This is a genomic window from Deltaproteobacteria bacterium, from assembly GCA_005879535.1.
Taxonomy (GTDB): domain Bacteria; phylum Myxococcota; class Myxococcia; order Myxococcales; family 40CM-4-68-19; genus 40CM-4-68-19.
Map to the genome: position 1 here is coordinate 28,134 of VBKI01000051.1, position 26,101 is coordinate 54,234.

The following is a 26,101-nucleotide window of genomic DNA, read 5'->3' on the forward strand; positions in this document are numbered from 1 at the left end:
GGGGCATGAGCGTCCGCGTCGCCCACCTGATCTACGGGCTGTGGCTGGGCGGCCTGGAGCAGCTCGTGGTGCACCTCGCGGCGCGCAGCCGCGCCCGTGGCATCGACTCCTGCATCGTCGCGCTCGGAGAGGACGGACCGGTCCGGCCGCTCGCGCAGGAGCAGGGCATCGACGTCGAGGTGCTCCCCGTCGACGGCATGAGCGTCTCGGCGCTGCTCGGGATTCGCCGCGCGCTCGAGAAGCACGGCGCGACGGTGCTGCACGCGCACGATCTCGGCCCCTGGCTCAACGCCGTCGCGGTCCGCGCCTTGCGTCCGAGGACCCGCGTCATGGCGACCTTCCACGAACAGCGCACGCCACAGGGAAAGAAGCGGCACGCTGCGGTGCTGGCGGCGCACGCGACCGACGCTCTGGTCGCCTGCGGCGACAAGGTACGGCAGGACATCCTCGACTGGGCGCCGGCCGGCGCGCGCGTGCCGGTGATCGCGAACGGCGTCCCGCTCGAGGCGAGCGCCTTCGCCGCGCGGGAGGCGGCGCGCGCCGAACTGTTCGTACCCGAAGACGCCGTGGCCATCGGCTACGCCGGGACGTTGCGCGAAATCAAGGGGCCGGATCGGCTGCTGCAGTCGTTTCTCGACAAGTTCGCGGACCGCGGCGACGTGCACCTGTACTTGATCGGCGCCGGCGTGATGGAAGATTCCCTGCGCGCTGCCGCGCGAGGGCACGGCAACGTCCATTTCACCGGGTTGATCCCGAACGCCTCGCGCCTTCTTCCAGCGCTCGACGTCTACGCCCAGACCTCGTTGAGCGAAGGCAGATCGCTGAGCATGCTGGAAGCGATGGCCGTGGGCCTTCCCACGCTGGCGCACGACCTGCAGCCGGTTCGTGAGATCCACCGGCACGAGGAGACCGCGCTGCTCGTCCCGCTCGGCGATCGCGCCGGTCTCGGCTCGGCGCTGCAGCGGCTCGCCGGCGATCCGGTGCTCCGCGCCCGCCTCGGGGCGAATGCGCGGGAACAGGCGCGGCGCCATTCCATCGAGCCGATGGTCGACGCGTACGAGGCACTCTACCGCGAGCTCGCTGCCCGGTCGTGATTCCCGTCCTTCATCTCCGGCAAGGAACGGCCCTCTACGGTGCCGATCGCGCCGTGCTTGCGCTCTCGGCATCGATGCCGCGTCCCTATCTGCCGATCGTCGGGGCCATCGGACGGCCGGGAACGCGGATCGCCCTGGCGGAGGAAGCCCGGCGCCGCGGTCTGGCGGCGGTGCGATTCGAGAGCACCTCCCGGTTCGATCTGCGCTGTGCGCGCGCGGTGGCCCGCGTGGCGCTCGAGCAGGGCGTCGGACTGCTGCACGCGCACGACTTCAAGGCGCTGTTCGTCGCCATCGTCGCCGGCGTCCTTGCGCGCGTACCCGTGGTGGCGACGTTCCACGGCGATACCCGGAGCACGCTCGCAGTCCGCGCCTACGAGATGGCCGCCCGCATCCTGGGAAACTTCACCCGGGGAGTTGCGGCCGTCTCCCGCGCGCTGGAGCGCACGCTGCGGCGTTGGGTGCGCGCGGCACCCGTTGCCTTCGTCCCCAATGGGCTTCCGCCCTGCGTGCCCGCCTCGGAGGCGGAGCGCGCCGCCGCGCGGGCGAGATTCGACGTCGCGGAGCAAGCTTATTGCATCGCAGTGATCGGCCGGCTGGCCGCGGAGAAGGGACACCGCGTGCTGCTCGAGGCCGTCCGCCAGGTGCGCGCGACGGTGCTCGTCGCCGGCGACGGACCTCTCGCGGACGAGCTCCGCGACGAGGCCCGCCTCCTCGACGTGCGCTTCCTCGGGTATCTCGACGACGCGCGCGACGTGTTCGCAGCCGCGGACGTCGTCGCCATACCATCCCTCACCGAAGGGCTTCCGCTCACCGCACTCGAGGCGATGGCGGCAGGCCGCTGCGTCGTGGCCAGCGCAGTCGGCGAGCTCCCCGAGCTTCTCGCTGGCGGCGCCGGCGTGCTGGTACCTGCGGGTGACGCCGCCGCGCTGTCGGATGCCCTCGCCGCGCTGCGACTCCCGGCGGCGCGCGAAAAGGTCGAGCAGAGCGCGCTGGAACGCGCTCGCGGCTACGGTGTCGCAGCGATGGCCCGCGCGTACGCCTCGCTGTACGGCCGCGCGCTCGCAGGCTCGAGAAGCTCGCGGTAATCCCGCGCGACCGCCTCGGCGATTTTTTCCGCGGTGAAGGGTTCCACGGTGTGACGGCCCTCCCGCGCGAGATCGTCCGCGAGCTGCCGATCCCGCCAGAGCCGCACCAGCGCCCGCGCGAACTCCCCGGGCTCCTCGGCGAGGATCAAGTCCTTGCCGTCGCTGTAGGGCAGTCCTTCGGCGGCGATCCGGCTGGCGATGACCGGGACGCCGGCCGCCCACGCTTCGAGGATCTTGATCCTGGTGCCGGAGCCGGCCCGCAGCGGGACCGCGGTTGCAAACGCCCGATCGAGATAAGGACGCACGGAAGGCACGCTGCCTTCGATGGAGACGTCGTGCGCCGCCAGCGCCTGCACGTGCAGCGGCGGGTTGCGGCCGACGATCACCAGCCGCGCGCAGGGGAGGAGCGCGCGGCAGCGCGGCCAGATCTCCTTGGCCAGCACGACCGCCGCGTCCGCGTTGGGCCGCCAGTCGAGGGATCCGACGAAGACGACGTCGTGGCGTTGCGCGACCAGGGGAGGGGCGAGCGGGGGGACGGTGTTGGGCATCACGCGGACCCGCTGCGCTCCCATCTCGCGAAACGCCTCGGCGTCCTTCTCGGAGCAGGTGAAGACGAGATCCACGTTGCGGGCGAGGTCGCGCTCGAGCTCGTGGATGCGCGCAGCCTGCCAGCGCAGGCCCTTGCGCTGCCACTTCGGGGCGGTCTCCGCGAGGCGCTCCATGATTTCCGCTTCGACGTTGTGAGCGTCGAGCACCAGCCGCGCTTCCGGCTGCAGGCGCTTGATCTGCGGCCAGGTCAACGCCGTGTGCGGGTGGTCGAAATGGATGAAATCGAACTTCTCCGCCTCGAGGAGGCGCTTGAGCACCGATGGAAACCATCCGTAGCGGCAATAGCCCGCGGGGCAACCGAGGACGAACCCCATCCCTTCTGCGAAGACCGCATCCAAGCGACCCATCCGGTCCGCGACGTGCACACGCCCCTCGAGCAAGCGATCGAGCGCATGTCGATCCTCACCGGCCCGCGCCCAGGCAAGGACGGTGGTCTCGAAAGCCTGGTCGAGGGCGCGCACCATCGTCAGCGCGCGCAGGGCACCGCCGGTGTTCGCGGGCAGAGGCACGCCGGGCAGCAGAGCGAGAACGCGGCGGCGGGTCGAGCTGGCAGTTGCGTTCACTCCGTCCCTCCCCGTGGAACGGTACGCATGCTCAGCGGTGAACACACCTCAGGGGCGCTCGGCTGGCCGTCAGTGGACCGCGGCGACGCGCGTCGCCGGCGCCCCGCGCGGGTCCTACCGCGGGAACGGCCGGCTAGGAAGCGGTGTAGCCAAGGGAGGAAGGCGCATCCGCCGCCGGTCGTCGGCCACGGCTGACAGCCGCCGAAGCGCCTCCTCGGGGCTGCGCTCGAGCGCGTCCGCGAGCGTGCGCAGACGATCCGCGAGCGCGCGCGCGGCGCCTGGCACGAACCGGTTGAGCGCCGCGGCGCCGCTCACCGTCCCGTCACCTGCGAGGCGGGTCGTGTCGCGAAACCCGCCGGCGGCCAGCTCCCGCGCCAGCGCGGCCTCGCCGCCGGACTCGATCAGCGCCTGCGCCACTGCGGCGGCGGCGAGATACGGAAGGTGCGAAGCGACGGTGACCGCCCGATCGTGGTCGTCGGGCTCCACGTCGAGCAGCTTCTCCGCTCCCGACGCGGTCCATAGGTCGCGCACGCGCCGGATCGCGTCCCGCCGCGCCGTCTCGTCGCTGGCGCCGACAGGCGGGCAGAGCGCCACCGTGGATCCGAAGAACAGCGCAGGATGCGCAGCCACGAATCCGCGGAATTCCGTCCCCGCCATCGGATGCCCGCCGATGAAGACGACGCGATCCTGTGTCGCGGCGGCCGCGCAGATCCGCTCCTTCGCTCCACAGACGTCGGTGAGCAGCGCTCCCGGACGCATCCGGGCGGCGACGAGGGGAAGCATCTCGAGCAAGGGCTGTGCTGGCGTGCAGAGGACGACGGCGTCGCAGGTTTCGAGGGGAGCGAGATCGAGCGTGGTCGCGGCGTCCACGGCCCGCTCGTCGATCGCCAGGTCCCGGGTGCGCGCGTCGACGTCGACTCCGGCGATCCAGGTATCGGGTCGCGCACGCCGCAGCGCGAGCGCGAGCGAGCCGCCGATGAGGCCGAGGCCGACGATGACGATACGCTCGAGCATTTCTCGAGTGTACAGGCTTCAGACATGGCCGCATACCGCACCTTTCGGTGCGGGAGCGGCCGTCTGGAGTGTCACCACGTCCTATCTGGCCGCCGCGGTCACGACCAGGCATTCCTGCCGCCAGACGAGGATGTTGATGAAATGCACGTCGGCGCGCACGTCCGACAGCGTGCTGCCGGGCGCCTGCGACTGCGCTTTGGCGACGGCGTCGCGGTAGCCGGCATCGCCCCAGCCGGCCAGGTCGTATCCTCCCCACAACAAGAGAGGCAGGCCGACGGCGTTGCGGCAGGACTCGCCGCGGACTTCGCGCGGCGCCGACCCGGTATCGGCGCGCCACTCCAGCGGGGCGGAGCTATCCTCGAAGATGAGCGCCACCGGAAGCGGCCGCAGCATGGACCCCGCGCATCCGCACACGATCAGCGCGGACAACAGGAGCGGTCTCACCGGACTGCCTTGGCAGTGACGCGGGTGCAAGCCTTGTCGTACAGGAAGAGGACGTTGAAGAACGTGGTGTCGGCGCGGACGTCGGCCAGCTGGGTGGCGCCGGATTTGGCCTTGGCGTCGGCCACCGCCGCCGCGTACCCCCCATCGCCCCAGGCCACGAGCCCGAGGATCGCCTGGTTGCAGGCGGTGCCCTCCACGTCGGCGGCCCCTCCCGCTTTCGCTTCCACCGCGGTCGGCGCGCGGTAGGCGAGCGGCGTCTTCACGTCGGCGTAAATGCAGCCCGCGACCGCGCAGGCCATCACAGCGAGCATTCGTTTCATGTGCGCCCCTCCGTTCGGGGCGCACTCTAGCCGAAACGGGGCCTGCTCTGCCGCGCGGCCAGCCTCACCGGGCGTCGATGAAGCCGCCGTGCTTTTCGAGGAACGTCTCGTAGTCGCCGGCAAAGTCCTCCAGCCCTCCGTGGTGGAAGGCGAGGATGCGGGTCGCCGCCGTGTCGATCAAATCCCGGTCGTGCGCGACGAAGACCGCCGTGCCGGGATAGTTCGCCAAGCCTTCTCCGAGCGCGGAGATCGCCTCGAGATCGAGGTGGTTCGTCGGCTCGTCGAGCACCAGCACGTTGGGCTTCGTCAGCATCAGCTTGCAGAACAGCAGGCGCACCGCCTCGCCGCCGCTCAGGGCCTTGGTCGGCTTCATCCCTTCGTCGCCGCGGAAGAGCATGCGCCCGAGCAGGCCGCGGATCTCCTCGTTCCCCGCGCTGGGATCGATGTCGTGCAGGTAGTCGAAACAGGTGGTGTTGGTGGGGATGATCGGCTTCACGTCCTGCGGCATGTACCCCACCTGCGCCTCGTGGCCCCAGCTGATCTTCCCGGCACCGGGCTCCAATTCGCCGATCAGGGTGCGCAGGAGCGTCGTCTTTCCCACTCCGTTGCGGCCGACGACGGCCACCTTCTCCCCCTTGGTGACCAGCGCCGAAAAGTTCTCGAAGAGGGTGCGGTCGAAACCCTTGGTGAGGCCATCGATGGTCAGCGTCTGCTTCCCGCTCGGCCGCTTCTGCTCGAACTTGATGAACGGGCGGGCGATGTTCGACTTCTTCACATCCGCCACCGACAGCTTCTCGAGCTGCTTGATGCGGCTTTGCACCTGGGAAGCGCGGGTGCCCGCGGAAAAGCGCGCGACGAACTCCTGCAGCTGCGCGCGCTTCTTCATCTTGTCGGCGTTCTCCGCCTCGATGCGGCTGCGCACCTGCGCCTTGGCGCGCACCATGTCGTCATAGTTGCCGACGTAGGTGATGATCGTCTCGTAATCGATGTCCGCGATGTGGGTGCAGATGGCGTTGAGGAAGTGCCGGTCGTGCGAGATCACCACCAGCGTACCCTCGTACTGGAGGAGGAAGTCCTCCAGCCAGTGGATGGAGTCGAGGTCGAGCGAGTTGGTGGGCTCGTCGAGGAGCAACGCCGTCGGTTTCCCGAACAGCGCCTGCGCGAGCAGCACGCGCACCTTGTTGCCGCCGGTGACCTCCTTCATCCGGCGGCCCTGATCCTCCTCGTACACTCCGAGACCTTCCAGCAACGTGGCCGCCTGCGCTTCCGCCGAGTACCCGTCCTCTTCGGCGATGACGCCTTCGAGCTCGCCGAGGCGCGCGCCGTCCTCGTCGCTGAGATGGGCCTGCGCGAGCAGGCGCTCCTTCTCCTGCATGGCTTCCCAGAGCGTTGCGTTGCCCATGAGCACGACGTCGAGGACTTTCTTGTCCTCGAATGCGTATTGGTCCTGCTTGAGCACGGAGAAGCGCCTCGGCCTCGACACCGTACCGGTGTCGGGCTCGAGATCGCCGGCGAGGATCTTCATGAACGTGGTCTTGCCCGCGCCATTCGGCCCCGTGAGCCCGTAGCGCCGGCCCGGCGGGAACGCCGTGCCGACGTTCTCGAACAGCTTCCTGCCTGCAAATGCCTTGGTGACGTCCTGGACCTGAATCATCGAGGCGCGGGGGATAACACGCAAAACCGGGTATGGGTACAGATCTAGAAACCATAGCCGCAAAGCCGCACCTCCGGTGCGGCAGCGGCTACGTGGGATTCACGCCTTGGGCGGATGCTTCTGCAGCTTTCGCTGCAACGTCCGTCGGTGCATCTTCAGCCGGCGCGCGGCCTCGGAGATGTTGCCGTTGCAGTCGGCGAGGATCCGGTTGAGGTACTCCCATTCCTGGCGATCGAGGGAAGGCACGTCGCCGGGCGGCGGTGGACTCTTTCCCTGGAGCGCTGCCTCGATCTCGTCGGCGTCGGCCGGCTTGTTCAGGTAGTTGATGGCGCCGAGGCGGATCGCCTCCACGGCGGTCCCGATGGTTCCATAGCCGGTGAGGACCACTACCTGCGGCGGCTTCGCCAGGCCCCGGAGCGCGCGTACGACGTCGAGCCCCGATCCTCCCGGCATCCTCAGGTCCACGACCGCGTACTGCGGCGGATGATCGCGGACGGTCGCGTCCGCCTCCGCCGGCGACCCGGCCAGCAGCACCTCATACCCGCGGCGCGCGAACGCGTTGCGCAACGCAAGGCGAAAAGGCTCGTCGTCGTCGACGATGAGGATGCGCATGCGGGCGTTGTAGCATGGGTCAGACCTCGGGCATGGTCAGGGTCACGCTCGTGCCGCGACCCTCCGCGGAGTCGACGCGCATCTCTCCGCCCTGCCGCTCCACCACGTGGCGTGCGAGATAAAGCCCGAGCCCCGTGCCGCGCCCCGGCTCCTTGGTGGTGAAGAACGGCTCACCGATGCGTCGCAGGAGCGGCTCGGGAACACCCACGCCGTTGTCCACGACGGTGAGCTGCAGCTCCTCGCGGACCCGCTGCAGCGAGACGCGCACCTCGCGCGCGGCCCGGCCTTCGGTCGCCTCGGCGGCGTTGTCGAGTAGATTCGCGATCGCCTGCTCGAAGGCGCGCACGGGAAGCCGCGCGCGCGCGCGGACCGCCGCCGGATCCACGGACAGCTCCGGGCGCGGTCCCGGCCGGCCCTCCTGCCACCGGCGCACCGCCGCCTGCAGGACCGGCGCCACTTCGAACTCCTTCGGCTCCTCCAGGTCGACACCACCGCGCGGCGCCAACATGTTGCTGATGATCTCCTTGCACCGCTTCACCTGCCGGCGGACCTCTTCCGCCTCGCTGTGCCGGTCTCCTTCGAGCTGCGCCGCCAACTCGCCGGCGAGGATCTGGATCGTGCCGAGCGGCGTGTTCAGCTCGTGCGCGGTGCCGGCGGCCAGCGTCCCCAGCGCCGCCAGTCGTTCGGCGGCCTCCGCATCCGAGCGCGCCCGGTCGAGCTCCTCTCCGCGCCTGCGCAGCGATTCGCTCATCCGCAGAGAGAACGTGGAGATGAACGCCGCGGCAACTACGAAGGCGATCCAGCGGCCGCGCAGGTGCAGGAGCGGCGCTTCGGCCTCGAGGGCGATCTCGTGAGAGGGAATGATCTGCAAGGCGCTGAAGGCGATCACGCTGGCGAGGGCGAGGCCGATGCTCCAGCGCGCCGGCAGGATCACGGCGGCGATGGTGATGTGGACCAGATAGAGCACGGAAAAAGGATTTTCCCTGCCGCCCGAAAGGGCCAGAAGCGCGGTCAGCGCGGCGATGTCGGCGAGCAGGTTCAAGGCGCAGGCGCGGTCGGTCGGTCTGCCGCCGCGATCGAGCCAGATCTGCACGCCCAGATTGGCGAGGGCCAGCGCGCCGCAGACCGCCAGGAGGGCCGCGATCGGCAGCGCCATGCTCACCAGCCGGCGCGCGATCAGGATCGCCATCACCTGGCCCGCCACCGCTCCCCAGCGCAAGCGCACGATCCAGCGCAGGTTGATCCGCGCGGCGGATTCGACGCTGGTCAGGGGGGCCATCTGCCGGACCGCCATGTCGCACATGCTACGTTGCTGCGCCGGTGGATGCACTGCAGAGCGCCCTCGGCGTGACGCGCGTCGCGCGCGTGACGGGCCTCGACCGCTCCGGCGTCGAGGTCGCGTGCGCGGTGCGTCCGCTCGGCCACGTCCTGCAGGTTTGCAACGGCAAGGGTGAGACGTGGGAAGAGGCGCGGGCTTCCGCGCTGTCCGAAGCGGCGGAGCTTTGGGCGGCGGAACGTCCGCGCGACCTGATCTACGCAGCCGCGCGCGATCTGCCGGACGCATGGGAGCCGGAGGACTTCGTCGCGCCGCGGCTCTGGTCCGCCGCGACGCGCATCGCCTGGCGATCCGCGCGCGATCTCTTCACCGGACGCCGGGTCCTCGTCCCGGCGCAGGCCGTCTATTGTCCGCCGCGCGGGGCTCCGCCGCTGGGCCCGGCGGCGATCCGCTGGAGCACGAACGGCATGGGCGCCCATCCGGTGCGGTCTGCGGCGCTGCGCCACGCGCTGCTGGAGTCGATCGAGCGCGACCAGCTCGCGCGCGCGCTGCCGCGCGGCTGGACGGCGCAGGCCGTCGCGCGCCGGAAGCTCGACGTCCGAGGCATGCCGCTCTGGCAGCGGCTTCGCGATGCGAAGCTCGAGGCGCACGTCTTCGATCTCTCGAGCGTCCTTCCGGTGGCGGGCGCCATCCTCGTCGATCTCGACGAAGGGCCCCTCCCGGTGACGGCAGGGTACGCCTGCGCTCTGCGGCCGCTGGATGCCGTGCGCGGCGCGATGCTGGAGGCTGCGCAGTCGCGCCTCACCGATGTGCATGGCGCTCGCGAAGACGTCACGCCAGCGGATCGCCCTTCGATGCGGGCGCTGCGCCGGGCGTGTGAGCGTGCCCGGCCGCGGCGCTCGCTCCGTTCGATGCCGTCGGCGCGCGACGCACGCGAGGGTCTGCGCGGCCGGCGCGTCGCGGTGGTCGAGCTCGCGCGGGAGCCGCTTCACGTGATCAAGGTGTTTGCGCCCGGTCTGCAGCTGTCGGGGCTGCTGTGATCGTCGCCTTCCTCGGGCCCTCGCTTCCCGCGCGCGAAGCGAAAGGATTTCATCTGCTCCCGCCGGCGCGGCAGGGCGACGTCTGGCGCGCGCTCGGCCTCCGCCCGCGCGCGATCGCGCTGATCGACGGCGTGTTCGAAGCCCAGCCCAGCGTCTGGCACCGCGAGATTCTCGACGCGCTCGATGCCGGCGTTCCCGTGGTGGGCGGCGCGAGCATGGGGGCGCTGCGGGCCGCGGAGCTCCGCACCCTGGGTATGACGGGGGTGGGGCGGATCTTCCGCTGGTACCGCGACGGGACCGTGATCGACGACGCGGAGGTCGCGCTACTGCATGCGGACGCGGAGCACGGGTACCGCGCGCTGACCGTTCCACTCGTCAACGTCCGCTGGTCCGCACAGCGCTGCCTTCCGCCACGCGCGGCGAAACGGATGATCGAGGCGTCGTCGCGCCTTTTCTACCAGGAGCGGACGGAAGGCGCGGTGCTCGATCTGGTGCCGGCCCGTTTTCGCGGCCGGTTCAGGCTGATCGACCTCAAGGCGGAGGACGCGCGCCAGGTTCTTCGAGCTACCCGCGCCGCGCGCCCTCGTCCCGTCCGGCCCCGCGAGCCAGCGCCGTCCTCGCTGGTACGCCGGCGCAGGTTGCTGGCAACGGCGCAGGCAGATGGCGCAGGCGAGATGGCCCGCGCCGGACTCCGACGCGCCCTCCTCGCTGGCTGGGCGCGCGAGCTCGGACTGCGCCCGGCGGCGCGCGAGCTCGAGAGGGCGCGAGCGCAGCTCGCCGGGAACGCTGCGCCGGACGACCTGGAGCGCCTCGCCGAGGAGATCGCGCTCGAGGAGCTGGTCCTCGCCCACGCGCCGCGGATGCTGAACGACGGTCCGTCGCCGGAAGAGGCGCTCGCCGCCGAGCTGCGCACGCGCGTCGGGCATCGAGGACCGCGCTCGTAACTCTTGCGGCGGCGCCGGGCGCGGCTTAAAGAGCCGCATGACCGCCGCCGCCCTGCTTTCCGGATCGCCGGATGCTTTCCTGCGTGGGTCCAGCGACGACCTGCAGCGCGCCCGCGCCGCGGTCTCCCGTCTGAAGGCCCTCGACCCTTCGCTGCAGACCTTGCGCGCCTGGGACGAGGCGACCGGCGCGATCTCCGACGCGAGCGCACGCGCCTCGCTGCTCCGCTCGGTGCATCCCGATCCTGCCATGCGCGATGCCGGCGAACGCTGCGAGCAGGAAGCGGAGGCGCTCGCCACCGCCCTGGCGCTCGACCCGGAGGTGTACGGGCCGCTCTCCCGCATCGACGCCTCGGGGGAGGACGAGACGACGCGCTGGTACCTGTTCCGCGTGCTTCGCGATTTCCGCCGGGCGGGCGTCGACAAGGACGAGCCCACGCGAGCGCGGGTGCGTGCTCTGAACGAGGAGTTGGTCCGCATCGGCCAGGAATTCCAGCGCAACATCCGCGACGACGTGCGGAGCATCCAGGTCGGTCCTGACGGGCTCGAGGGTCTTCCGCCGGACTACGTGCGCGCCCATGCGTCGGGCACCATCACGACCGATTCTCCCGATTACATCCCGTTCATGACGTATTCGCGCAGCAGCTCCGCGCGCGAGCAACTCTGGAAGGTCTACCGCCAACGCGCGCATCCGCGAAACCTGGAGGTGCTCGACCGGATGCTCGCCCGCCGCCACGAGATGGCGAGGCTGCTCCGCTACGAGAGCTGGGCGGCGTACGTGACGGAGGACAAGATGATCGGCAGCGCCGCGGCGGCGAACGACTTCATCGAGCGGATCGCCTCGGCGGCGGAGGCCAGGGCCCGGAAGGATTACGAAACGCTCCTGGCGCGGAAGCGGCGCGACGATCCGGCCGCCGAAGGCATCGACGCCTGGGATTCCGAAGCGCTCAAGGAGCGCGTGCGCGCCGAGCAGCTCGGGTTCGACTCGCAGTCCGTGCGTCCCTTTTTCGAGGTCCGCCGCGTGATGGACGGCGTCCTCGACGCCACCGCACGCATGTTCGGCGTCGAGTACCGGCGCTTGCCGGATGCTGCCGTCTGGCACGACGACGTCACCGCCTGGGAAGTGGTGGAGCGCGGGACCGCGATCGGTCGCTTTTTCCTCGACCTGTTCCCGCGCGAGGGGAAGTACAAGCACGCGGCGCAGTTCACGCTGGCCTCGGGCGTGCGCGATGGGACGCTTCCCGAGGCTGCGCTGGTCTGCAATTTCCCCCGCCCCTCGCGCGAGGCCGCGCTGCTCGACCATGGCGAAGTGGTGACGTTCTTCCACGAGTTCGGACACCTGTTGCACCATCTGCTCGGCGGCCACACCCGCTGGAGGGGGATCTCCGGCGTGCGGACCGAATGGGACTTCGTGGAGGCGCCTTCGCAGATGCTGGAGGAATGGTGCTGGGACGCCTCGGTCCTGCGGCGTTTCGCGCGCCACGTCGAGACCGGCGAGTCGATCCCGGCGGCGCTGGTCGATCGCATGCGCGGGGCCGACGAGTTTGGCAAGGGGCTGCGCGTCCGGCAGCAGATGTTCTACGCTGCCACTTCGCTCCGTCTTCACGACCGCGATCCCAAGGGGCTGGATACGACGGCGCTCTCCGCGGAGCAGCAGGAGCGCTATACGCCGTTCCGCCACGTTCCCGGAACGTACTTCCACGAGAGCTTCGGCCATCTCGAGGGCTACTCGGCGATCTACTACACGTACATGTGGTCGCTGGTGATTGCGAAGGACCTGTTCGGCGTCTTTCGCCGGGAGGGCCTGCTCAACCCCGCGGCGGCGGCGCGCTACCGGCGCGCCGTCCTCGAGCCCGGCGGCGGTCGCCCGGCGGCGCGGCTGGTCGAGGACTTCCTCGGGCGCGAGACTTCCTTCGACGCGTTCGCCGAGTGGCTCAACGCGGCGTGAACCGGCGCGCGCCGGGCGGCGGATCCGGCTCCCACTGCTCCGCGAGAAAGCGGACGGCGCCGCGGTCGTCGCCCGGGGGCGCCGCCCACTGCGCGGTGACGACCAGCGCCGCGATGGCGAGGGCCACTCCACTGCGGCCGACCAGGAGCGCGGTGGCGACAGCGATGGCAGCGAAGTAGGGCAGCGCGCTCCAGAGTCCGGGCACGCCCAGAAGCTGCAGTGGATTGCGCGGCACGTAACCGTGCGCGAGCAGGGGCCCGACGACCTCGCGCAACGGATTGACGACCTCCAGCGGAAAACCCTGACAGACGGCGGACGCGAGGCCGGTCGCCACCACGCCGGATGCGCCGAGCCCGCGCAAGACGGGGAGAAGCCGCGGCGACTCGCGAACGGCGAGGGCGAGGGCCATCGCCGCGAACGGCGCCAATGGGGTGATGTAGCGCGGGCCGACGGTCCACCCGCTCCGCCAGAGCGCGTGCGTCACCTGGAACAGAAGATAGTAGGCGATCACGGCCACCGGAACGAGATCGAACCGCCGCAGCCAGCGCGGGGCGAGCAGGGCGAGCGCCGTCCACGGCGCCCAGAAGAACAAGCCCAGCCGGGCCGAGAACAGCGAGCCATACAGGCGTTCCCACGACGGGGCGGAGATCCCCATCAACCCCGGCGCGATGTCGCGGACGAAGGCGGCGTTCTCCAGGTGCGCATAGGGAGTCGACCAAGGCGCGCCAAATGCGCTCCAGTGGAACTGAGCGAGCACCGCGACCCATGGAAACGCTCCCAGCGCGATCCAGAGCGCACCGCGCCGGTGCCGCAAGAGCGCGGCGGAGGCGAGGATGACGGCCGCCGGCGCGGACGGATACTCGAGCGCAACGGCCAGCGCACAGAAGAATCCCAGCCAGAAGGGGCGGAAGGCGCGCCAGAACGCCGAGAGGAACGCGGCTCCAAGGGCGAGGGCCGCCATCTGGTGTCCGGCGAACATCTGCCCGTACGTCAGGGAAAGCGATCCGAGGGAGCCCGCGAGCGTGCTCAGCAGCGCGGCCGGTTCCGGGACGCCGGAGTCGAGCATCCACCGGCGCAGGAGGATCCAGAAGGCGATCGACGGCACGATCACGCAGATCCAGCGGAGGGCGAAGACCGCCGCCGTCTTCGTCAACGGTCCGAAGAGCCGCAGAACCGCCAGCACCGGCGCGCCGATCAACGAGGCCCCGGGCGCTTTCGCGGCGAAGAGGCGGCCCGTACAACGCGGGGGCCGCTCGTCGGGCCGATCGCAGGAAAGCGCCTTGTCGTTGACGTATCCCCACTCGGCTTCCAGTCCGACGTCGACGAAGTAGCCCGGGGCCAGCTCCCGTCGGCCGATGGCCCAGGTGTGCTGCTCGCTCAGCGCGCGCGCCGCGTAGACGCGGACGAGCTCGTTGGGATTGTTGACGCGCTCGAAGAAGACGAACAGCCATCCGTACGCCAGGACCAACAGGACGAGCAGGCGTCCTTCACCGCGGCGCAAGCGCACGCGCCCATGCTACTCCACGCCCGACGGACAGGCAGGCGGTCTTCTCTCGTCTCCCCGGTTGCGCGTGCGCAAGGTTCCAGCGGAGGGTTTGAAATGCAACGCTTCGTTCTTTGGACATTCGTGCTCGGCGCGGCGTGCGCCGGCTCTCCGGCCTTGGACAACGGGAGCGCTCCTCAAGCTGCGACGGAGGCGAGAATTTCCCTCACGATCGCTGGACCGGGTGCGGTCTTCGTTCCCGCGCTTCATTCCAGCTGCCATGGGAACTGCTCGTTCACGGCAGCACCCGGAACCTCCGTCCACCTCGAGGTGTCGGGGGATTTGCAGGCGGGCTTCGCCGGCTGGTCTGGCGCCTGCGTCGGCAACGGTGGATGCGACGTCGTCGCCGGCGACGACGTGGCGATCGGAGCGACGTTCTACCCGTAGCCCGGGCAGACAACCAGGCAGGCGCCCTTCTCTCGCCCCTGCCGTAGTCCGTGCGCAAGCTCCCTCGCGGGGGGAGCCGTATGCACAGGTATTTGTTAGCCATCGCCGCCGGTGCGATGGCGTGTGGGCGCTACCCCGCGGGGCAGGCGACGGTCACGATCGCTGTCAGCGGGCCTGGAGCGGTGCGGACATCGAATCTGAACGGCGATTGCCGGGCGACGTGCTGGTTTTCCGTCGACCGCGAAGTGCCCGTGCACCTCGAGCCTATTCCCGGCAGCCAGGCTGTCTTCGCAGGATGGACGGGAGGCTGCCACGGAACGGGAACCTGCGACCTCAAGCCGGCCCTCGACGTCTCCGTCGCCGCCACCTTCATGCCTGCCACGCCGCGCCGGCTGCAAGTCTCGCTGAACGGAGCGGGCGAGGTCCGCAGCGATCCGCCCGGCATCGATTGCCCGCAGAGCTGCGCGGCGAACTTTCCCGAGGGGACCTCCGTGACCCTCTATCCGTCCGCCGCCGCCGGCTGGGGCTTTACCGGCTTCGGCGGCGCCTGCGCCGGCCCCGCTTGCACCATCACGCTCGCCGCGGACGCGGCCGCGGTTGCGACCTTCATCCTCAATCCTGTCGAGCTCGCGCTGCAGGTGACCGGCGGAGGTTCGGTCGTCTCGACCCCTGCTGCCATCGACTGCCCCGGCGTGTGCTCCGCCATCTTCGCGCCCGGGACCGCGGTCACCTTGACCGCCTCGGCAACAGTGGGTTCGACGTTCGCGGGTTTCTCCGGTGGGTGCACGGGTCCGTCATGCTCGCTGCGCCTGACCGCCCCGGCGTCGGTCTCGGCAGCGTTCGCGCTGATTCCCACGTTCAAGGTCACGGTCGTGACCGCAGGCAACGGAGTGGGCCGCGTCACCTCGAGCCCGGCCGGCATCGATTGCCCGGGCACCTGCGGGACGATCTTCCCGGTGGACACGGCCGTCACCCTGTCCGCAGCGGCCGACGCGCTCTCGAAGTTCGCGGGATTCGACGGCACCTGTTCCGGGGCGGCGTGCACTCTCAGGGTCGCCGCGGACGCCGCCGTGGTCGCGAAGTTCGACCCACGCCGTTACGCCGCGCGGGACCTGAGCGTTCCGGGCGGCGGGTGGTGGACCGCGCCGACCGGAATCAGCCGCACGGGCACCCTGGTCGCGGGCACCTGGGGCGGCAGCGCGCAGCAGATGTTCGTCTGGGACGGCGCGATCCACGACTCGGGTATTTTCACGCCGTGGGTCGGCGGCGTGAACGAATATGGCGTCGTGGTCGGTTCGATCAACGCTGAAAGCGGCTGGCACGCGTTCCGCTGGAAAGCAGGCCTCGTCACCGACCTGGGAACTCTCGGCGGCCCGAGCAGCAATGCCCTCGGCGTCAACGGCGACGGAATCGTCGCCGGATGGTCGATGCGCGCAGACGGCGTGCAGCGCGCGGTCGCCTGGACTGCACAGGGGATCGTCGACCTGGGCTCGCTGGTGGACGGCGGCTGCTCCTACGCGAACGGCATCAACTCAGCCGGAGTCATCGTCGGCTCCACCTGTACCGCCGCTGCTGGCGTGCGCGCTGCCCGCTTCCGCGGCCCGGGCCTCATCGACGATCTCGGGTCGTTCGGAGGCACCACGATCGCTCTGGCAATCAATGACTCGGGGTTGATCGTCGGATATTCGTATCTGCCGAACGGCACCTTTCACGGGTTCGTCTACAGCGACGGCAAGATGATCGATGCCGGCACGCTGCCCGGAATGCCGTACACCCAGCTTGCGGCGGTGAACGGGGACGGCCTCGCCGTCGGCCACGCCACGGACGGCATGGTCATCTCCCATGCTGTCCTCTACGGCGGCGGCCGCATGGTGGACCTGAACTCCGTGGTCGACGAGACGCCGTACACGCTCGGTTCGGCGAGCGGGATCGACGAGGCGGGAAACATCGTCGTCACGACCACGAACGGGCCGATGCGCGCGCTGCTGCTCTGCCCGCAGTAACCTAAAGCCCGATCTCGCCCGCGATCGGCTTCAGCGCCTCGATCAGGAACGCGACATGCTCGACCAGCGGCCGCCCCAGTGCCTCGGCGCCGCCGTAGACGTAGCTCCGGTCGACGCTGCGCGCGAACGCCTTGTCTTTCAGCTTCTTCAACACGGACTCCGGAGGAAGATCCGCGATCCTTTTCGTCGGCCGCACCTTCGCGCAGGCGCCGATGAAGCCGACTGCTTCGTCGCACGCGTAGATGGCCTTCTTCAGGGGCGTGTCCCGCGGAATCTTCATGTAGTCCGCGTGCGAAGCGACGGCTTCGACGATCTCCTCCGGCCAGCCCCGTTCGCGCATCACGCGAGTCCCGACGTGCAAATGCGTCTCTTCGGTCGGGTTCTGCTCGTAATCGAAATCGTGCAGGAGGCCGACCATGCCCCACTTCTCGATCTCCGCCGGATCCGTGACGCCGAACCAGCGCGCGTAGGCGCGCATGGCCTCCTCCACCCCGAGGGCGTGCTTGCGCAGGGCGTCCGACTGCGTGAACTCGTGCAGCAGCGCCAGCGCTTCGGCACGAGTCTTCATCCCTTCGTCGCCTCCGCGATCTGGAGGCGCGCGGCGCGCGCGGCTGGCAGCAGCCCACCCAGCAGGCCCATCAGCACGGCGAAGACAGTGGCCTGCACGGCAATCCCCGGCGAGAAGTGGAAGCGGAACTTGATCTCGGTGAACGACGACCAGTTCGTGGTGGTGAAGCTGGCGGCGGCAAGGAAGGATGCGAACACGCAGCCTGCCACCGCTCCCAGCAGCGAGAGGATCAGGCTCTCCACCAGGAAGCTGCCCAGCACCGATCGCCGCCGGAAGCCCAGCGCCCGCAGCGTTCCCACCTCCCGCACGCGCGAGGCCACCTGTGCGTACATCGTGATCATCGCCCCCAGCGTCGCGCCGAAGGAGAAGAAGATGGAGATGGCCGTGCCGAGCACGCGGATGAAGCCCGCCAGCTGGCCCGAGGCCTCCTCGTAGAAACGATCCTCGCGCTTCGCTTCCAGGTTCCAGCGCGGATCGGCATCCACCGTCGCGTGCAGGCTCTCGAACTCGCTGGGGCTCTTCAGGCGGACGGTCATGGTCGAGTAGCCGGTCCGGCGCGCGGCGTCCGCGATCTGGTCGGCGTCCGCCCAGATCTCGCTGTCGAAAGCGGCGCCGCCGGCATCGAAGATCCCCACCACCTGCCACTGCCGGCGCGCGATGGTGATGCTCTGCCCGATCTCCGCCCCCAGATATCGCCCGCGGGCCGCTCGCCCGATCATGATCTCGCTCGTGGCCCACTGGGGCGGCCGCCCCTCGACGAGCTTGATGCTCCTGGAGCGAAGCAGATCCCAGCCAGCCTTCGTCACGCCGCGAATCCCTACGTTGGCGGTGCCGCTCTTGTCGACGCGCTGGAGCTGGAAGATGACGAACAACTCCGGCGAAGCGACCTGCTTGCCGCCTTCGACAGCGACGGCTGGGTCGGCGGCGAACGTCTTCGCCGCCTCGCGGGGCAAGAAGCTGGTCAACTCGGAAGTGGACCCCTTGCGCAGCAGGATGGCGTTCTCGCGTACGCCGGTGGACTTGAGGGTTTCCTCTACCCCGTGGGCGAGCATCAGCACCGCGGCGAACACGAATACGACCAGTCCCAGCCCGATGGCGGTGGCGAAGGCGGAGAAGCGCCGCCGCAGGATGGAGCGGATGTTGTACGAGAGCGGGATCATTCCTGTCTCCGCAGCGCGTCGACGATGGCCAGCCTCGCCGCCTGCACGGCGGGAAACGAGCTTGCCGCCACGCCGATGGCCGCCGCCACCAGCACGGTTGCGATGCCCGTGGAGAGCTTGAAGCCCACGTTGCTCAGGAAGCCGAATTGCGCCATTGCGCGTCCGAAACCGCCGAGGATCGGCCGGGCTAGGATCACGCCGATCAGCCCGCCCACCGCCCCGAGCAGCGCGCCCTCGCCCATCGCGAGGTTGCGCACGTGCCTGGGGAGAAAGCCGATGGCCCGCATCACGCCCACCTCGGGCGTGCGCTCGCGCAGGCCCATCGCCAGCGTATTGCCCAGGATCAGCGCCATGATGATCAGGATGACGCCGCTCGCGGTCTCCAAGGCGGAGAGGATGGCGCCGGAGCCGACGACGAAGGAGAGCCGGAAGGCTTTCTCCGTCTCCGTGTGCGTCTCGTTGTCGCTGTTGGCGAAAAGCGCATCGATGTCGCGGATCACGCGCGGCGATTCGGCGGCGTTGGCGACGGTGGCCGTGAACAGCCCCACCGTGTCCTTCCGGTTCGGCGGAAGCCTCTCGTTCAGGCGTGCCCAGTGGAAGTACATGACGTTGGCGACGCTCTGGTCGTCGGTGCCCTCGATGATCGCCGCCACGCGGAACTTCCAGTCGCCGGGATAGATCTCGCTGAACAGCGGGATGGTGTCGCCGATCTTCCAGCCGTACTTTTCCGCCAGCCCCTTGCCCACGACGCAGGAGTTGCGGTCGGAGAGGAAGTCCTGCTTCGAGCCCTGCAGGAAGCGAAGGCTGAAAACCTCCAGGGCGCTGGGGCCGTCGATGGCGAACTGGGCGAAGAAGTTCTTCCGGTCCTTGTAGATGCCGCCGAACCAGTTGCTCCAGGTCACCTTGGTGACGCCGGGCACCTGTGCGATGCGCGCCGCGTAGCTGAGCGGCAAGGGATTGATCAGCGAGACGGCGTTGCGGGTGACGACCCGGTCGGCGCTGGACGCTTCCGCGCTCGCATACCAGGCGGTGAGGATCGTGCGCAGGAAGAGGAACGCCACCGCCGAGAGCACCACGCCGAGGATGGTGAGGAACGAGCGCGTCTTGTTGCGCAGGAAGGCGTTGCGCAGCGTCAGCCCGGGGAGCGTCATGTGAGAAGCCCCTTGTCGAGCCGGCGGTGCACCTTGGCCGCCTCCGCAGCGTGCGGATCGTGCGTCACCATCACCACGGTCTTCCCCAGCGTCTCATTGAGCGTCCGCAGAAGCCCCAGGATTTCCTCCGCGCTGCGGCGGTCGAGATCGCCGGTGGGCTCGTCCGCGACGATGATCTTCGGGTCGGCGACGATGGCGCGGGCGATCGCCACCCGCTGCTGCTGGCCGCCCGAGAGTTGCCGCGGCGTGTGATCGAGCCGGTCGAGAAGACCGACGAGCTTGAGGGCCACCTCGACGCGCCGCCGCCGCTCCGCCCGCCCCAGGGACGTGAGCAGCAGCGGCAGCTCCACGTTCTCCGCCGCGGTGAGCACCGGCATCAGGTTGTAGAACTGGAAGATGAACCCGATGCTGCGCGCCCGCCATTGCGCCCGCGCCGACTCGGAGAGGTTGGCGATCTCGACGCCGGCGACGCGGATGGTCCCGCTGGTGGGTGAGTCGATGCCGGCGATGAGGTTCAAGAGCGTCGTCTTGCCCGAGCCCGATGGGCCCATCAGCGCCTCGAACGCTCGGTCGGGCACGTCGAGGTTGATCCCGTCGAGGACGACCAGCTCCTGGCGATCGCGACGATACACCTTGCGCAGGTTGCGAACCTCCACGATCGGTTTTGCGAGCTGCGTTGCGGGAACGGTCTCGGCCATCACTGCTTCTCCTTCACGCGCATGCCGTCCTTCAGGTCCGCGGGTGGGGATCGCACCACGCGGGTTCCGGGCGGCGGGCCCTCGCGAAGCGAGAGCAGATTTCCCAGCGGCGGTCCGGTGACCACCGGAACGCTCTTCACGGTCTCGTTCTGCTGCACCACGAACACGGCTTTCGTCTCGCCGCGATCCACCACCGCGTCCGGCGCGATCGCCGGGGTGGGCGAGGCCTTCTGCGCCGCCTCGTCGAGCTGCCGGTTGAGGAACGTCACTTTCGCTCCCATGTCGGGAAGGACGTCCTTGGCTTCGTCGACGAAGGCGACCTTGACAGTGACGGTCGCTTTCGCCCGATCGACGCGCGGCCGCACCTCGCCGACCTTGCCGCGGTACCGGCGATCGGGAAATGCATCGAGCACGATCTCGGCGGGCGTTCCGATGGCCAGCTTCGCCACCTGCGACTCGGAGACATCCGCCTCCACCTGGAGGCTGTCGAAATCCGCCAGCGAGGCGATGCCGCCGTTTCCCGCGTTGCCCGCGCTCGTGAAGCCGAAGACGATTTCGCCCACGTCGGTGAGCTTTTGTGTGATCCGGCCGGAGAACGGCGCGCGGACATAACAGTTGTCGAGGTTCACCCGCGCCACTTCCACGCGCGCCTTCGCCGCCGCGACGTCCGCTTCGCCCGCAGCCAGCGCCGCTTTCGCGCTGCCCAGCCGTGCCGTCGCCGTGTCGAGAGCGGCGGGCGTTGAGACGCCCTTGCGCTGCAGGATCTGCTCGCGCTCGTACTGCCGCTGCGCGTCCTGCAGGTCGACCTCGGTGCGCTTCTCGCGCGCCTGCGCCGACTTGAAGTCCGCGTGCGCCTGGGCGAGCTGGGCGCGGTAGTCGGCGTCCTCCAGCACCGCGATCACCTGTCCCGCCTTCACCACCGTGCCGTCCTCGACGAAGATCTTCGCCACCCGCCCGCCGATGCGCGGCGAGATGTTCGCCTTGCGCTGCGGAACCACGTAGCCGGTCGCGACCAGGAGCTGCGCGCCCTGCGCGGGACTGATCAACGCGATGGTCGCCGTGTCCACCTCGGGGGCGAACACGCGCCCGCTGAGCAGCTTCCAGCCGGCGAAGGCCAACGCCGCCAGCACCGCGATCCCCGCAGCGGCGGGCACCCAGCGGGGCAGCGCGCGCTTCTCCGGAGCGCGATCGATGCTGAGACTCTTCAGCTCGTCCGCGAGCGACGGCGGAGGGATCGCCATGATGGCGCGCTCTCTATCACAAGGGGGAAAGCCGGCGGGAGCGGACCGCCTTCCGTCGCCTTGACCGGCGCGCGGCCGTTCTGGTAGCGCCCCGCGGCAGGAGGCTGCCCTGCCCTCAGAAGCCCAGACGTCGCTCGCCCCGCGCAACGGCAAGCCCGCGCGCGAAGGCACGTTCGTCTTCCTCTCCGATCTCCTCGGACGGCCGGCGCTGCTCGAGAGCGGCGAGCGGGTGGGGACCGTCGTCGACTTCCTCGCCGACGCCGGCGATCCCGCCTACCCGCGTATCACCGCGCTCCGCGTCCGCAGCGGCCACGCCGAGGTCCGCCGCCTCGATTGGGACGACGTGGCCGCTTGCGACGAAACCGGTACGCGCTTGCGCAGGGGCGTCGAAGCGCTCCAGCCCCTCCGGCTCTTCACCAACGAGATCGCGTTGGCGCAGGACGTCCTCGACAGGCAGATCGTCGATACCGACGATGCCAAGGTCGAGCGGGTCAACGATCTGCACCTGCTGCGCGCGAGAGGGGAGCTGCGCGTGGCTCACGTGGACGTCGGCTTCCGCGGGCTCGTGCGGCGGATGGGCTGGCAACCCGCGGTGGACGCCTTGATCCGGCGGGTGCGCCCACGGAGCCGCTATCTCGTCGCCGACAAGTTCCTTCCCTGGAAGCACGTGCAGGCGTTTTCCTCCGGCTCCCCGCGCGTGCGCCTTGCCCTGGCGCGGGGCGCGCTCGGGCAGGTGCACCCGAGCGATCTCGCGGAGATCCTGGAGGACCTCGACCGCCGCGAGCGCGCAGTGCTCTTCCGCGATCTTCCCGTGGAGTTCGCCGCCGATGCTCTCGAGGAATCCGAGCCGGGTCTCCAGCGCGAGCTGCTCCGCATGCTGGAGCCGGAGAAGGCCGCCGACATCGTCGAGGAGATGCAGCCCGACGCGGCAGCGGACCTCCTCGCCGAGCTGCCCAGGGAGGAGTCGGAAGAGATCCTCGCCAAGATGGAGGCGCCGGAGGCGCGCGAGGTCGAGCAGCTCCTCCATTACGACGAGAACAGCGCCGGCGGCATGATGAACACCGAGTACCTCCGCCTCTCCCCGGCCATGAACGCCGCAGCGGCGCTTGATTCGGTGCGCGAGCAGGCGAAGGAGATCGCGCAGGTCCACGACTGCTTCGTCGTGCAGCGCGACCAGAAGCTGGTCGGAGTCCTGTCGCTTCGCGACCTGCTGCTCGCGACGCCGGAGATTCCCGTCGACGAGATCATGCACGAGCACCCGGCGCCGCTTGCGCCCGAGGACCCGCCTGCGAAGGTGGCGGAGCTCGCCGCCAAGTACAACCTGTTTTCCCTGCCGGTGGAGCGCGACGGCAGGCTGTTGGGGATCGTCACGGTCGACGACGTCCTGGAGAAGGTCCTGCATGGCTGATCCGGCCACCCCGGCCGGAGGGGTCAGAGCAGTGCGCTCCCGATGGGCGCGGCTCCTCGCCGTCGTGGCGGTGATCGGCCCGGGAATCATCACGGCCAACGTCGACAACGACGCCGGCGGCATCGCCACCTATTCGCAGGCCGGCGCAGCCTTCGGCTACTCGCTGCTCTGGACGCTGATCCCGATCACGGTCGCGCTGATCGTCGTCCAGGAGATGTGCGCGCGAATGGGAGTGGTGACGGGAAAAGGTCTCTCCGACCTCATCCGCGAGCGATTCGGCGTCAAGGCGACCTTCTACGTGATGCTGGCGCTGGTGATCGCGAATCTCGGCAACACCATGGCCGAGTTCGCGGGCGTCGCCGAGGCGCTGGAGATCTTCGGCGTCTCGCGCTACCTGTCCGTGCCGCTCGTGGCGTTCACCGTCTGGCTGCTGGTCCTCAAGGGCAGCGCGAGAGTGGTCGAGCGCATCTTCCTCGCCGCCTGCATCTTCTACGTGGCGTACGTGATCGCCGGCTTCCTCGCCCGGCCAGACTGGGGAAACGTCGCGCTCGGCACCTTCAAGCCGACCCTGACCGTCGACGGGCCGGCGCTGACGATGGTGGTCACGCTGGTCGGAACCACCATCGCCCCCTGGATGCAGTTCTATCTGCAGAGCGCGATCGTCGAGAAAGGGGTCCAGGTCGAGGACTACCCGCTCTCGCGGCTGGACGTGATCGTCGGGTGCATCGTCACCGACGTCGTCGCCTTCTTCATCGTCCTCGCCTGCGGCGCGACCATCTTCAAGGCCAGCGGCAGGATCGAGACGGCGGGGGACGCCGCCGTGGCGCTGAAGCCTCTGGCGGGAAGGTGGGCGAGCGCCCTCTTCGCCTTCGGCCTCTTCAACGCCTCGCTCTTCGCCGCCAGTGTGCTCCCACTCTCGACCAGCTACTACGTCTGCGAAGCGTTCGGCTGGGAGAGCGGCATCGATCGCCGCCGCGAGGACGCTCCGCAGTTCTATTTCCTCTACGAGACGATGATCGTGCTCGGCGCCGGGCTCGTCCTTCTTCCCGGCCTGCCGCTCTTGCGGATCATGCTCCTGTCGCAGACGGCCAATGGCGTCCTCTTGCCCTTCATCCTCATCTTCATGCTGCTGCTCGCCGGCGACGAGCGGCTGATGGGCAGGTACCGCAACGGCCGCGCGCTCACCGCATTTGCCTGGGCGACGGCCGCGGTGCTGATCGTGCTGACCGCGATGATGCTCTGGTTCACCCTGCGTCCGTGAGCCGCGGCGTCCCCGGCAGCGGGAACGCCTTGCGCGCCTCGAGCAGCTCGAGGAACGCCTTGGCGTCCAGCGCGCGCGAGAACCAGTAGCCCTGGGCGGAGTGCACCTCGAGCGCCTGGAGCTGCTTCAGCTGGCTGGCGTTCTCGACGCCTTCCGCGACGACGTCCATCTGAAGGGCCCGGGCGAGGCTCACGATCGTGCGCACGATCTCCGCCTCCTTCCCCGCCTGCTCGAGTCGCGCCACGAAGCTGCGGTCGATCTTGAGAGTGTCGAAGCGGAAGTTGTGCAGGTAGCTGAGCGAGGAATATCCGGTGCCGAAGTCGTCCAGCAAGAGGCCCACCGTGAGCGCCTTGAGCTGGTTGAGGAGCAGCGCCGCCGAACCGGCGTGCTCCATGATCGCGCTCTCCGTCACCTCCAGCTTGAGGCGGCGCGCTTCCAGGCCGCTGCCGAGCAGGGCACCGCGGACGTCCTCGAGGAGCTCGGCGCGGACGAGCTGGCGGGCCGAGAGATTCACGCTGACGAAGATCGCCGAATCCCGCGGGCGCGCCTCGTTCCACGCCTTCGCGTCGATGCAGGCCTGGAGCAACGCCCAGCGGCCGATGGGAACGATCAGCCCGGTCTCCTCGGCGGTGGGAATGAAGTCGCCCGGCGGGATGGTGCCGCGGGTCGGGTGCTCCCAGACGATCAGCGCCTCGCACCCGACGATCTGCCCGGAGCGGAGCGAGACCACGGGCTGGTAGCGCAGGCGCAGCTCCTCGCGCTCGATGGCGCGCCTCAGGTCGGTGTCGAGCTGCAGCTGGGCGCGCGCGAGCGCGTGCATCGCTGGATCGAACACGGCATGGCGCGCCCGCCCCAGGTCCTTCGCCCGATACATCGCGGTGTCCGCGTCGCGCAGCAGCTCTTCCGGATGGGCGTAGGCGCGCGAACCGACGGCGACGCCGATGGAAGCGGTGGCGAAGACCTCCGTCCCGTCCAGATCGTACGGCGCCGCGAGCACCTCCTGCACGCGGCCCGCGGTGTGCACGGGCTCCTCCGGATCGGTGAAGTCGCCGAGCAGCAGGGCGAACTCGTCGCCCCCGAGGCGCGCCACGGTGTCGCCGGGCCGGACGACCTCGCGCAACCGCTGCGCGATCTGGACCAGCAGCACGTCGCCCCGGGTGTGGCCGAGGCTCTCGTTGACGGTCTTGAAGCGATCGATGTCGAGGAACAGCACCGCGAACCGGTAGTCTTCGCGGCGACGCTGGAACGCGAGCGCCTGTCCGAGGCGGTCGATGAAGAGCGACCGGTTCGGTAGCCCTGTCAGCCCATCGTGGAGCGCGTCGTGGAGCAGCTTTTCTTCCGTCTGCTTGCGGGCAGTGATGTCCGTCTGCGATCCGGCCACGCGGTACGCCTTGCCGGCGGCATCCCGCACCGCCGCGCCGCGGACCAGCATCCAGCGCCAGCTCCCGTCCAGATGGCGGACGCGGTGCTCCACCTCCAGGTGCGGCGCCCGGCCTTCGAGGTGGAGCGAGAGGTCGCCGAGCAGGTGCTCGCGGTCGTCGGGATGGACGCGCTTGAACCAGTCGTCGGGATCGTCGCCGACCTCCGAGTCCCTGGCGCCTATCTGCTCCTTCCAGCGCCCGGAGAAGAAGATCCGGTTGCTGCGCAGGTTCCAGTCCCAGAGCCCGTCGTTGCTGCCCAGCGCGGCGAGCGCGTACCTCTCCTCGCTCTCCCGCATCGCCTCGGCCGCGCGGCGGCGGTCGGTGATGTCGCGGGCGATACCCTGGACCCCGACCGGCATCTGCCCGCGGTAGACGAGCCGGCTCTTCAGCTCCAGCGGGATGCGCCGGCCGTCCTTCGCCAGCACTTCCACTTCGAAGGTCTGCATCTCGCCGGAGAGGTCCTTCTCCATGACGGTGCGGTATTCGGGGACGACCAGGTCCCAGATCCTCAGCCGCAGCGTCTCCTCGCGCGTGTACCCGGTGACGCGCTCGCAGGCGCGGTTCACCCACGTGAACCGCCCCTCCAGATCGTGCGCGTAGATGATGTCGCTGGCGTTCTCGACCAGGTCCCGGTAGGTCGCCTCTTCCACCGCCCGATGG

The 26,101-nt window shown here is 69.6% G+C and carries 23 protein-coding genes; 9 read left to right on the forward strand and 14 right to left on the reverse strand.

Annotated features, from left to right (window positions below; all coding sequences use genetic code 11):
* Window positions 1–5 precede the first annotated feature (5 nt).
* Window positions 6–1,094 carry a glycosyltransferase family 4 protein gene (locus E6J58_06435; GenBank protein ID TMB39846.1) on the forward strand — a complete coding sequence of 363 codons (1,089 nt, stop codon included), beginning with the start codon at window positions 6–8 and terminating at the stop codon, window positions 1,092–1,094.
* Window positions 1,091–2,179, forward strand: a complete 1,089-nt coding sequence (locus E6J58_06440; protein TMB39847.1) for a glycosyltransferase family 4 protein — start codon at window positions 1,091–1,093, stop codon at window positions 2,177–2,179. Before E6J58_06435 ends, E6J58_06440 begins: the two co-directional genes overlap by 4 nt.
* Here E6J58_06440 and E6J58_06445 read toward each other — a convergent pair.
* From E6J58_06445 to E6J58_06475, 7 genes are all read right to left on the reverse strand, one after another.
* A complete protein-coding gene (locus E6J58_06445; protein ID TMB39848.1) occupies window positions 2,101–3,351 on the reverse strand; it encodes a glycosyltransferase in 1,251 nt (416 codons plus the stop codon). The two genes, E6J58_06440 and E6J58_06445, sit on opposite strands and share 79 nt — an antisense overlap.
* 114 nt (window positions 3,352–3,465) lie before the next feature.
* Window positions 3,466–4,365, reverse strand: a complete 900-nt coding sequence (locus E6J58_06450) for a prephenate dehydrogenase (GenBank protein TMB39849.1) — start codon at window positions 4,363–4,365, stop codon at window positions 3,466–3,468.
* A gap of 81 nt (window positions 4,366–4,446) precedes the next feature.
* A complete protein-coding gene (locus E6J58_06455; protein TMB39850.1) occupies window positions 4,447–4,809 on the reverse strand; it encodes a hypothetical protein in 363 nt (120 codons plus the stop codon).
* Window positions 4,806–5,129, reverse strand: a complete 324-nt coding sequence (locus tag E6J58_06460) for a hypothetical protein (GenBank protein ID TMB39851.1) — start codon at window positions 5,127–5,129, stop codon at window positions 4,806–4,808. The genes E6J58_06455 and E6J58_06460 overlap by 4 nt, the downstream gene beginning before the upstream one ends.
* 64 nt (window positions 5,130–5,193) lie before the next feature.
* Window positions 5,194–6,783, reverse strand: a complete 1,590-nt coding sequence (locus E6J58_06465; GenBank protein TMB39852.1) for an ATP-binding cassette domain-containing protein — start codon at window positions 6,781–6,783, stop codon at window positions 5,194–5,196.
* 99 nt (window positions 6,784–6,882) lie between these two features.
* Window positions 6,883–7,395, reverse strand: coding sequence for a response regulator (locus E6J58_06470; protein ID TMB39853.1), 513 nt, complete (start codon window positions 7,393–7,395; stop codon window positions 6,883–6,885).
* 19 nt (window positions 7,396–7,414) lie between these two features.
* Window positions 7,415–8,698, reverse strand: coding sequence for a HAMP domain-containing histidine kinase (locus E6J58_06475; protein TMB39854.1), 1,284 nt, complete (start codon window positions 8,696–8,698; stop codon window positions 7,415–7,417).
* Between the two features lie 17 nt (window positions 8,699–8,715).
* Here E6J58_06475 and E6J58_06480 point away from each other — a divergent pair, with 17 nt between their 5' ends.
* Genes E6J58_06480 through E6J58_06490 form a run of 3 tightly spaced genes read left to right on the forward strand, consistent with a single transcriptional unit; the run spans window position 8,716 to window position 12,600 of the window.
* Window positions 8,716–9,711, forward strand: a complete 996-nt coding sequence (locus E6J58_06480; protein ID TMB39855.1) for a fatty acid-binding protein — start codon at window positions 8,716–8,718, stop codon at window positions 9,709–9,711.
* A complete protein-coding gene (locus E6J58_06485) occupies window positions 9,708–10,655 on the forward strand; it encodes a hypothetical protein (protein TMB39856.1) in 948 nt (315 codons plus the stop codon). Before E6J58_06480 ends, E6J58_06485 begins: the two co-directional genes overlap by 4 nt.
* A gap of 37 nt (window positions 10,656–10,692) precedes the next feature.
* Window positions 10,693–12,600: a Zn-dependent oligopeptidase gene (locus E6J58_06490; GenBank protein TMB39857.1), complete on the forward strand. Its 1,908-nt coding sequence runs from the start codon at window positions 10,693–10,695 to the stop codon at window positions 12,598–12,600.
* Here the strand turns inward: E6J58_06490 and E6J58_06495 are convergent.
* Window positions 12,587–14,107, reverse strand: a complete 1,521-nt coding sequence (locus tag E6J58_06495) for a hypothetical protein (GenBank protein TMB39858.1) — start codon at window positions 14,105–14,107, stop codon at window positions 12,587–12,589. The genes E6J58_06490 and E6J58_06495 overlap by 14 nt on opposite strands.
* A gap of 93 nt (window positions 14,108–14,200) precedes the next feature.
* Between E6J58_06495 and E6J58_06500 the strand changes: the two genes are divergently transcribed.
* Window positions 14,201–14,530, forward strand: a complete 330-nt coding sequence (locus tag E6J58_06500; protein TMB39859.1) for a hypothetical protein — start codon at window positions 14,201–14,203, stop codon at window positions 14,528–14,530.
* Window positions 14,531–14,712: 182 nt separating this feature from the next.
* On the forward strand, window positions 14,713–16,533 hold the full coding sequence (locus E6J58_06505; protein ID TMB39860.1) for a hypothetical protein: 1,821 nt from the start codon (window positions 14,713–14,715) through the stop codon (window positions 16,531–16,533).
* 1 nt (window position 16,534) lies between these two features.
* Here the strand turns inward: E6J58_06505 and E6J58_06510 are convergent, their stop codons facing one another.
* Genes E6J58_06510 through E6J58_06530 form a run of 5 tightly spaced genes read right to left on the reverse strand, consistent with a single transcriptional unit; the run spans window position 16,535 to window position 21,351 of the window.
* Window positions 16,535–17,101 carry an HDIG domain-containing protein gene (locus E6J58_06510; protein ID TMB39861.1) on the reverse strand — a complete coding sequence of 189 codons (567 nt, stop codon included), beginning with the start codon at window positions 17,099–17,101 and terminating at the stop codon, window positions 16,535–16,537.
* Entirely contained in the window at window positions 17,098–18,261 is a 1,164-nt protein-coding gene (locus E6J58_06515; protein TMB39862.1) for an ABC transporter permease, read from the reverse strand. The genes E6J58_06510 and E6J58_06515 overlap by 4 nt, the downstream gene beginning before the upstream one ends.
* Window positions 18,258–19,412 (reverse strand): ABC transporter permease, encoded by a 1,155-nt coding sequence (locus E6J58_06520; protein ID TMB39863.1) that lies wholly within the window; start codon window positions 19,410–19,412, stop codon window positions 18,258–18,260. The genes E6J58_06515 and E6J58_06520 overlap by 4 nt, the downstream gene beginning before the upstream one ends.
* Window positions 19,409–20,110 (reverse strand): ABC transporter ATP-binding protein, encoded by a 702-nt coding sequence (locus E6J58_06525; protein ID TMB39864.1) that lies wholly within the window; start codon window positions 20,108–20,110, stop codon window positions 19,409–19,411. Before E6J58_06525 ends, E6J58_06520 begins: the two co-directional genes overlap by 4 nt.
* The gene (locus E6J58_06530; GenBank protein TMB39865.1) at window positions 20,110–21,351 is read right to left on the reverse strand and encodes an efflux RND transporter periplasmic adaptor subunit; all 1,242 of its coding nucleotides are present in this window, start codon (window positions 21,349–21,351) and stop codon (window positions 20,110–20,112) included. The genes E6J58_06525 and E6J58_06530 overlap by 1 nt, the downstream gene beginning before the upstream one ends.
* Before the next feature lie 229 nt (window positions 21,352–21,580).
* On the opposite strand from E6J58_06530, the gene E6J58_06535 reads away from it, so the two are divergent.
* Both E6J58_06535 and E6J58_06540 read left to right on the forward strand, forming a co-directional pair.
* Window positions 21,581–22,759, forward strand: a complete 1,179-nt coding sequence (locus E6J58_06535; GenBank protein TMB39866.1) for a magnesium transporter — start codon at window positions 21,581–21,583, stop codon at window positions 22,757–22,759.
* Window positions 22,752–24,020: a divalent metal cation transporter gene (locus E6J58_06540; protein ID TMB39867.1), complete on the forward strand. Its 1,269-nt coding sequence runs from the start codon at window positions 22,752–22,754 to the stop codon at window positions 24,018–24,020. Before E6J58_06535 ends, E6J58_06540 begins: the two co-directional genes overlap by 8 nt.
* Here the strand turns inward: E6J58_06540 and E6J58_06545 are convergent.
* On the reverse strand, window positions 24,004–26,091 hold the full coding sequence (locus E6J58_06545; protein TMB39868.1) for an EAL domain-containing protein: 2,088 nt from the start codon (window positions 26,089–26,091) through the stop codon (window positions 24,004–24,006). The genes E6J58_06540 and E6J58_06545 overlap by 17 nt on opposite strands.
* Window positions 26,092–26,101: the final 10 nt, after the last annotated feature.

What these genes read in the sequence shown, in the direction of transcription:
- E6J58_06435 (TMB39846.1), top strand. Translation starts at nt 6, where the DNA reads ATGAGCGTCCGCGTCGCCCACCTGATCTACGGGCTGTGGCTGGGCGGC.
- E6J58_06450 (TMB39849.1), bottom strand. Translation starts at nt 4,365, where the DNA reads ATGCTCGAGCGTATCGTCATCGTCGGCCTCGGCCTCATCGGCGGCTCG.
- E6J58_06460 (TMB39851.1), bottom strand. Translation starts at nt 5,129, where the DNA reads ATGAAACGAATGCTCGCTGTGATGGCCTGCGCGGTCGCGGGCTGCATT.
- E6J58_06465 (TMB39852.1), bottom strand. Translation starts at nt 6,783, where the DNA reads ATGATTCAGGTCCAGGACGTCACCAAGGCATTTGCAGGCAGGAAGCTG.
- E6J58_06470 (TMB39853.1), bottom strand. Translation starts at nt 7,395, where the DNA reads ATGCGCATCCTCATCGTCGACGACGACGAGCCTTTTCGCCTTGCGTTG.
- E6J58_06475 (TMB39854.1), bottom strand. Translation starts at nt 8,698, where the DNA reads ATGTGCGACATGGCGGTCCGGCAGATGGCCCCCCTGACCAGCGTCGAA.
- E6J58_06490 (TMB39857.1), top strand. Translation starts at nt 10,693, where the DNA reads ATGACCGCCGCCGCCCTGCTTTCCGGATCGCCGGATGCTTTCCTGCGT.
- E6J58_06500 (TMB39859.1), top strand. Translation starts at nt 14,201, where the DNA reads ATGCAACGCTTCGTTCTTTGGACATTCGTGCTCGGCGCGGCGTGCGCC.
- E6J58_06510 (TMB39861.1), bottom strand. Translation starts at nt 17,101, where the DNA reads ATGAAGACTCGTGCCGAAGCGCTGGCGCTGCTGCACGAGTTCACGCAG.
- E6J58_06515 (TMB39862.1), bottom strand. Translation starts at nt 18,261, where the DNA reads ATGATCCCGCTCTCGTACAACATCCGCTCCATCCTGCGGCGGCGCTTC.
- E6J58_06520 (TMB39863.1), bottom strand. Translation starts at nt 19,412, where the DNA reads ATGACGCTCCCCGGGCTGACGCTGCGCAACGCCTTCCTGCGCAACAAG.
- E6J58_06525 (TMB39864.1), bottom strand. Translation starts at nt 20,110, where the DNA reads ATGGCCGAGACCGTTCCCGCAACGCAGCTCGCAAAACCGATCGTGGAG.
- E6J58_06530 (TMB39865.1), bottom strand. Translation starts at nt 21,351, where the DNA reads ATGGCGATCCCTCCGCCGTCGCTCGCGGACGAGCTGAAGAGTCTCAGC.
- E6J58_06540 (TMB39867.1), top strand. Translation starts at nt 22,752, where the DNA reads ATGGCTGATCCGGCCACCCCGGCCGGAGGGGTCAGAGCAGTGCGCTCC.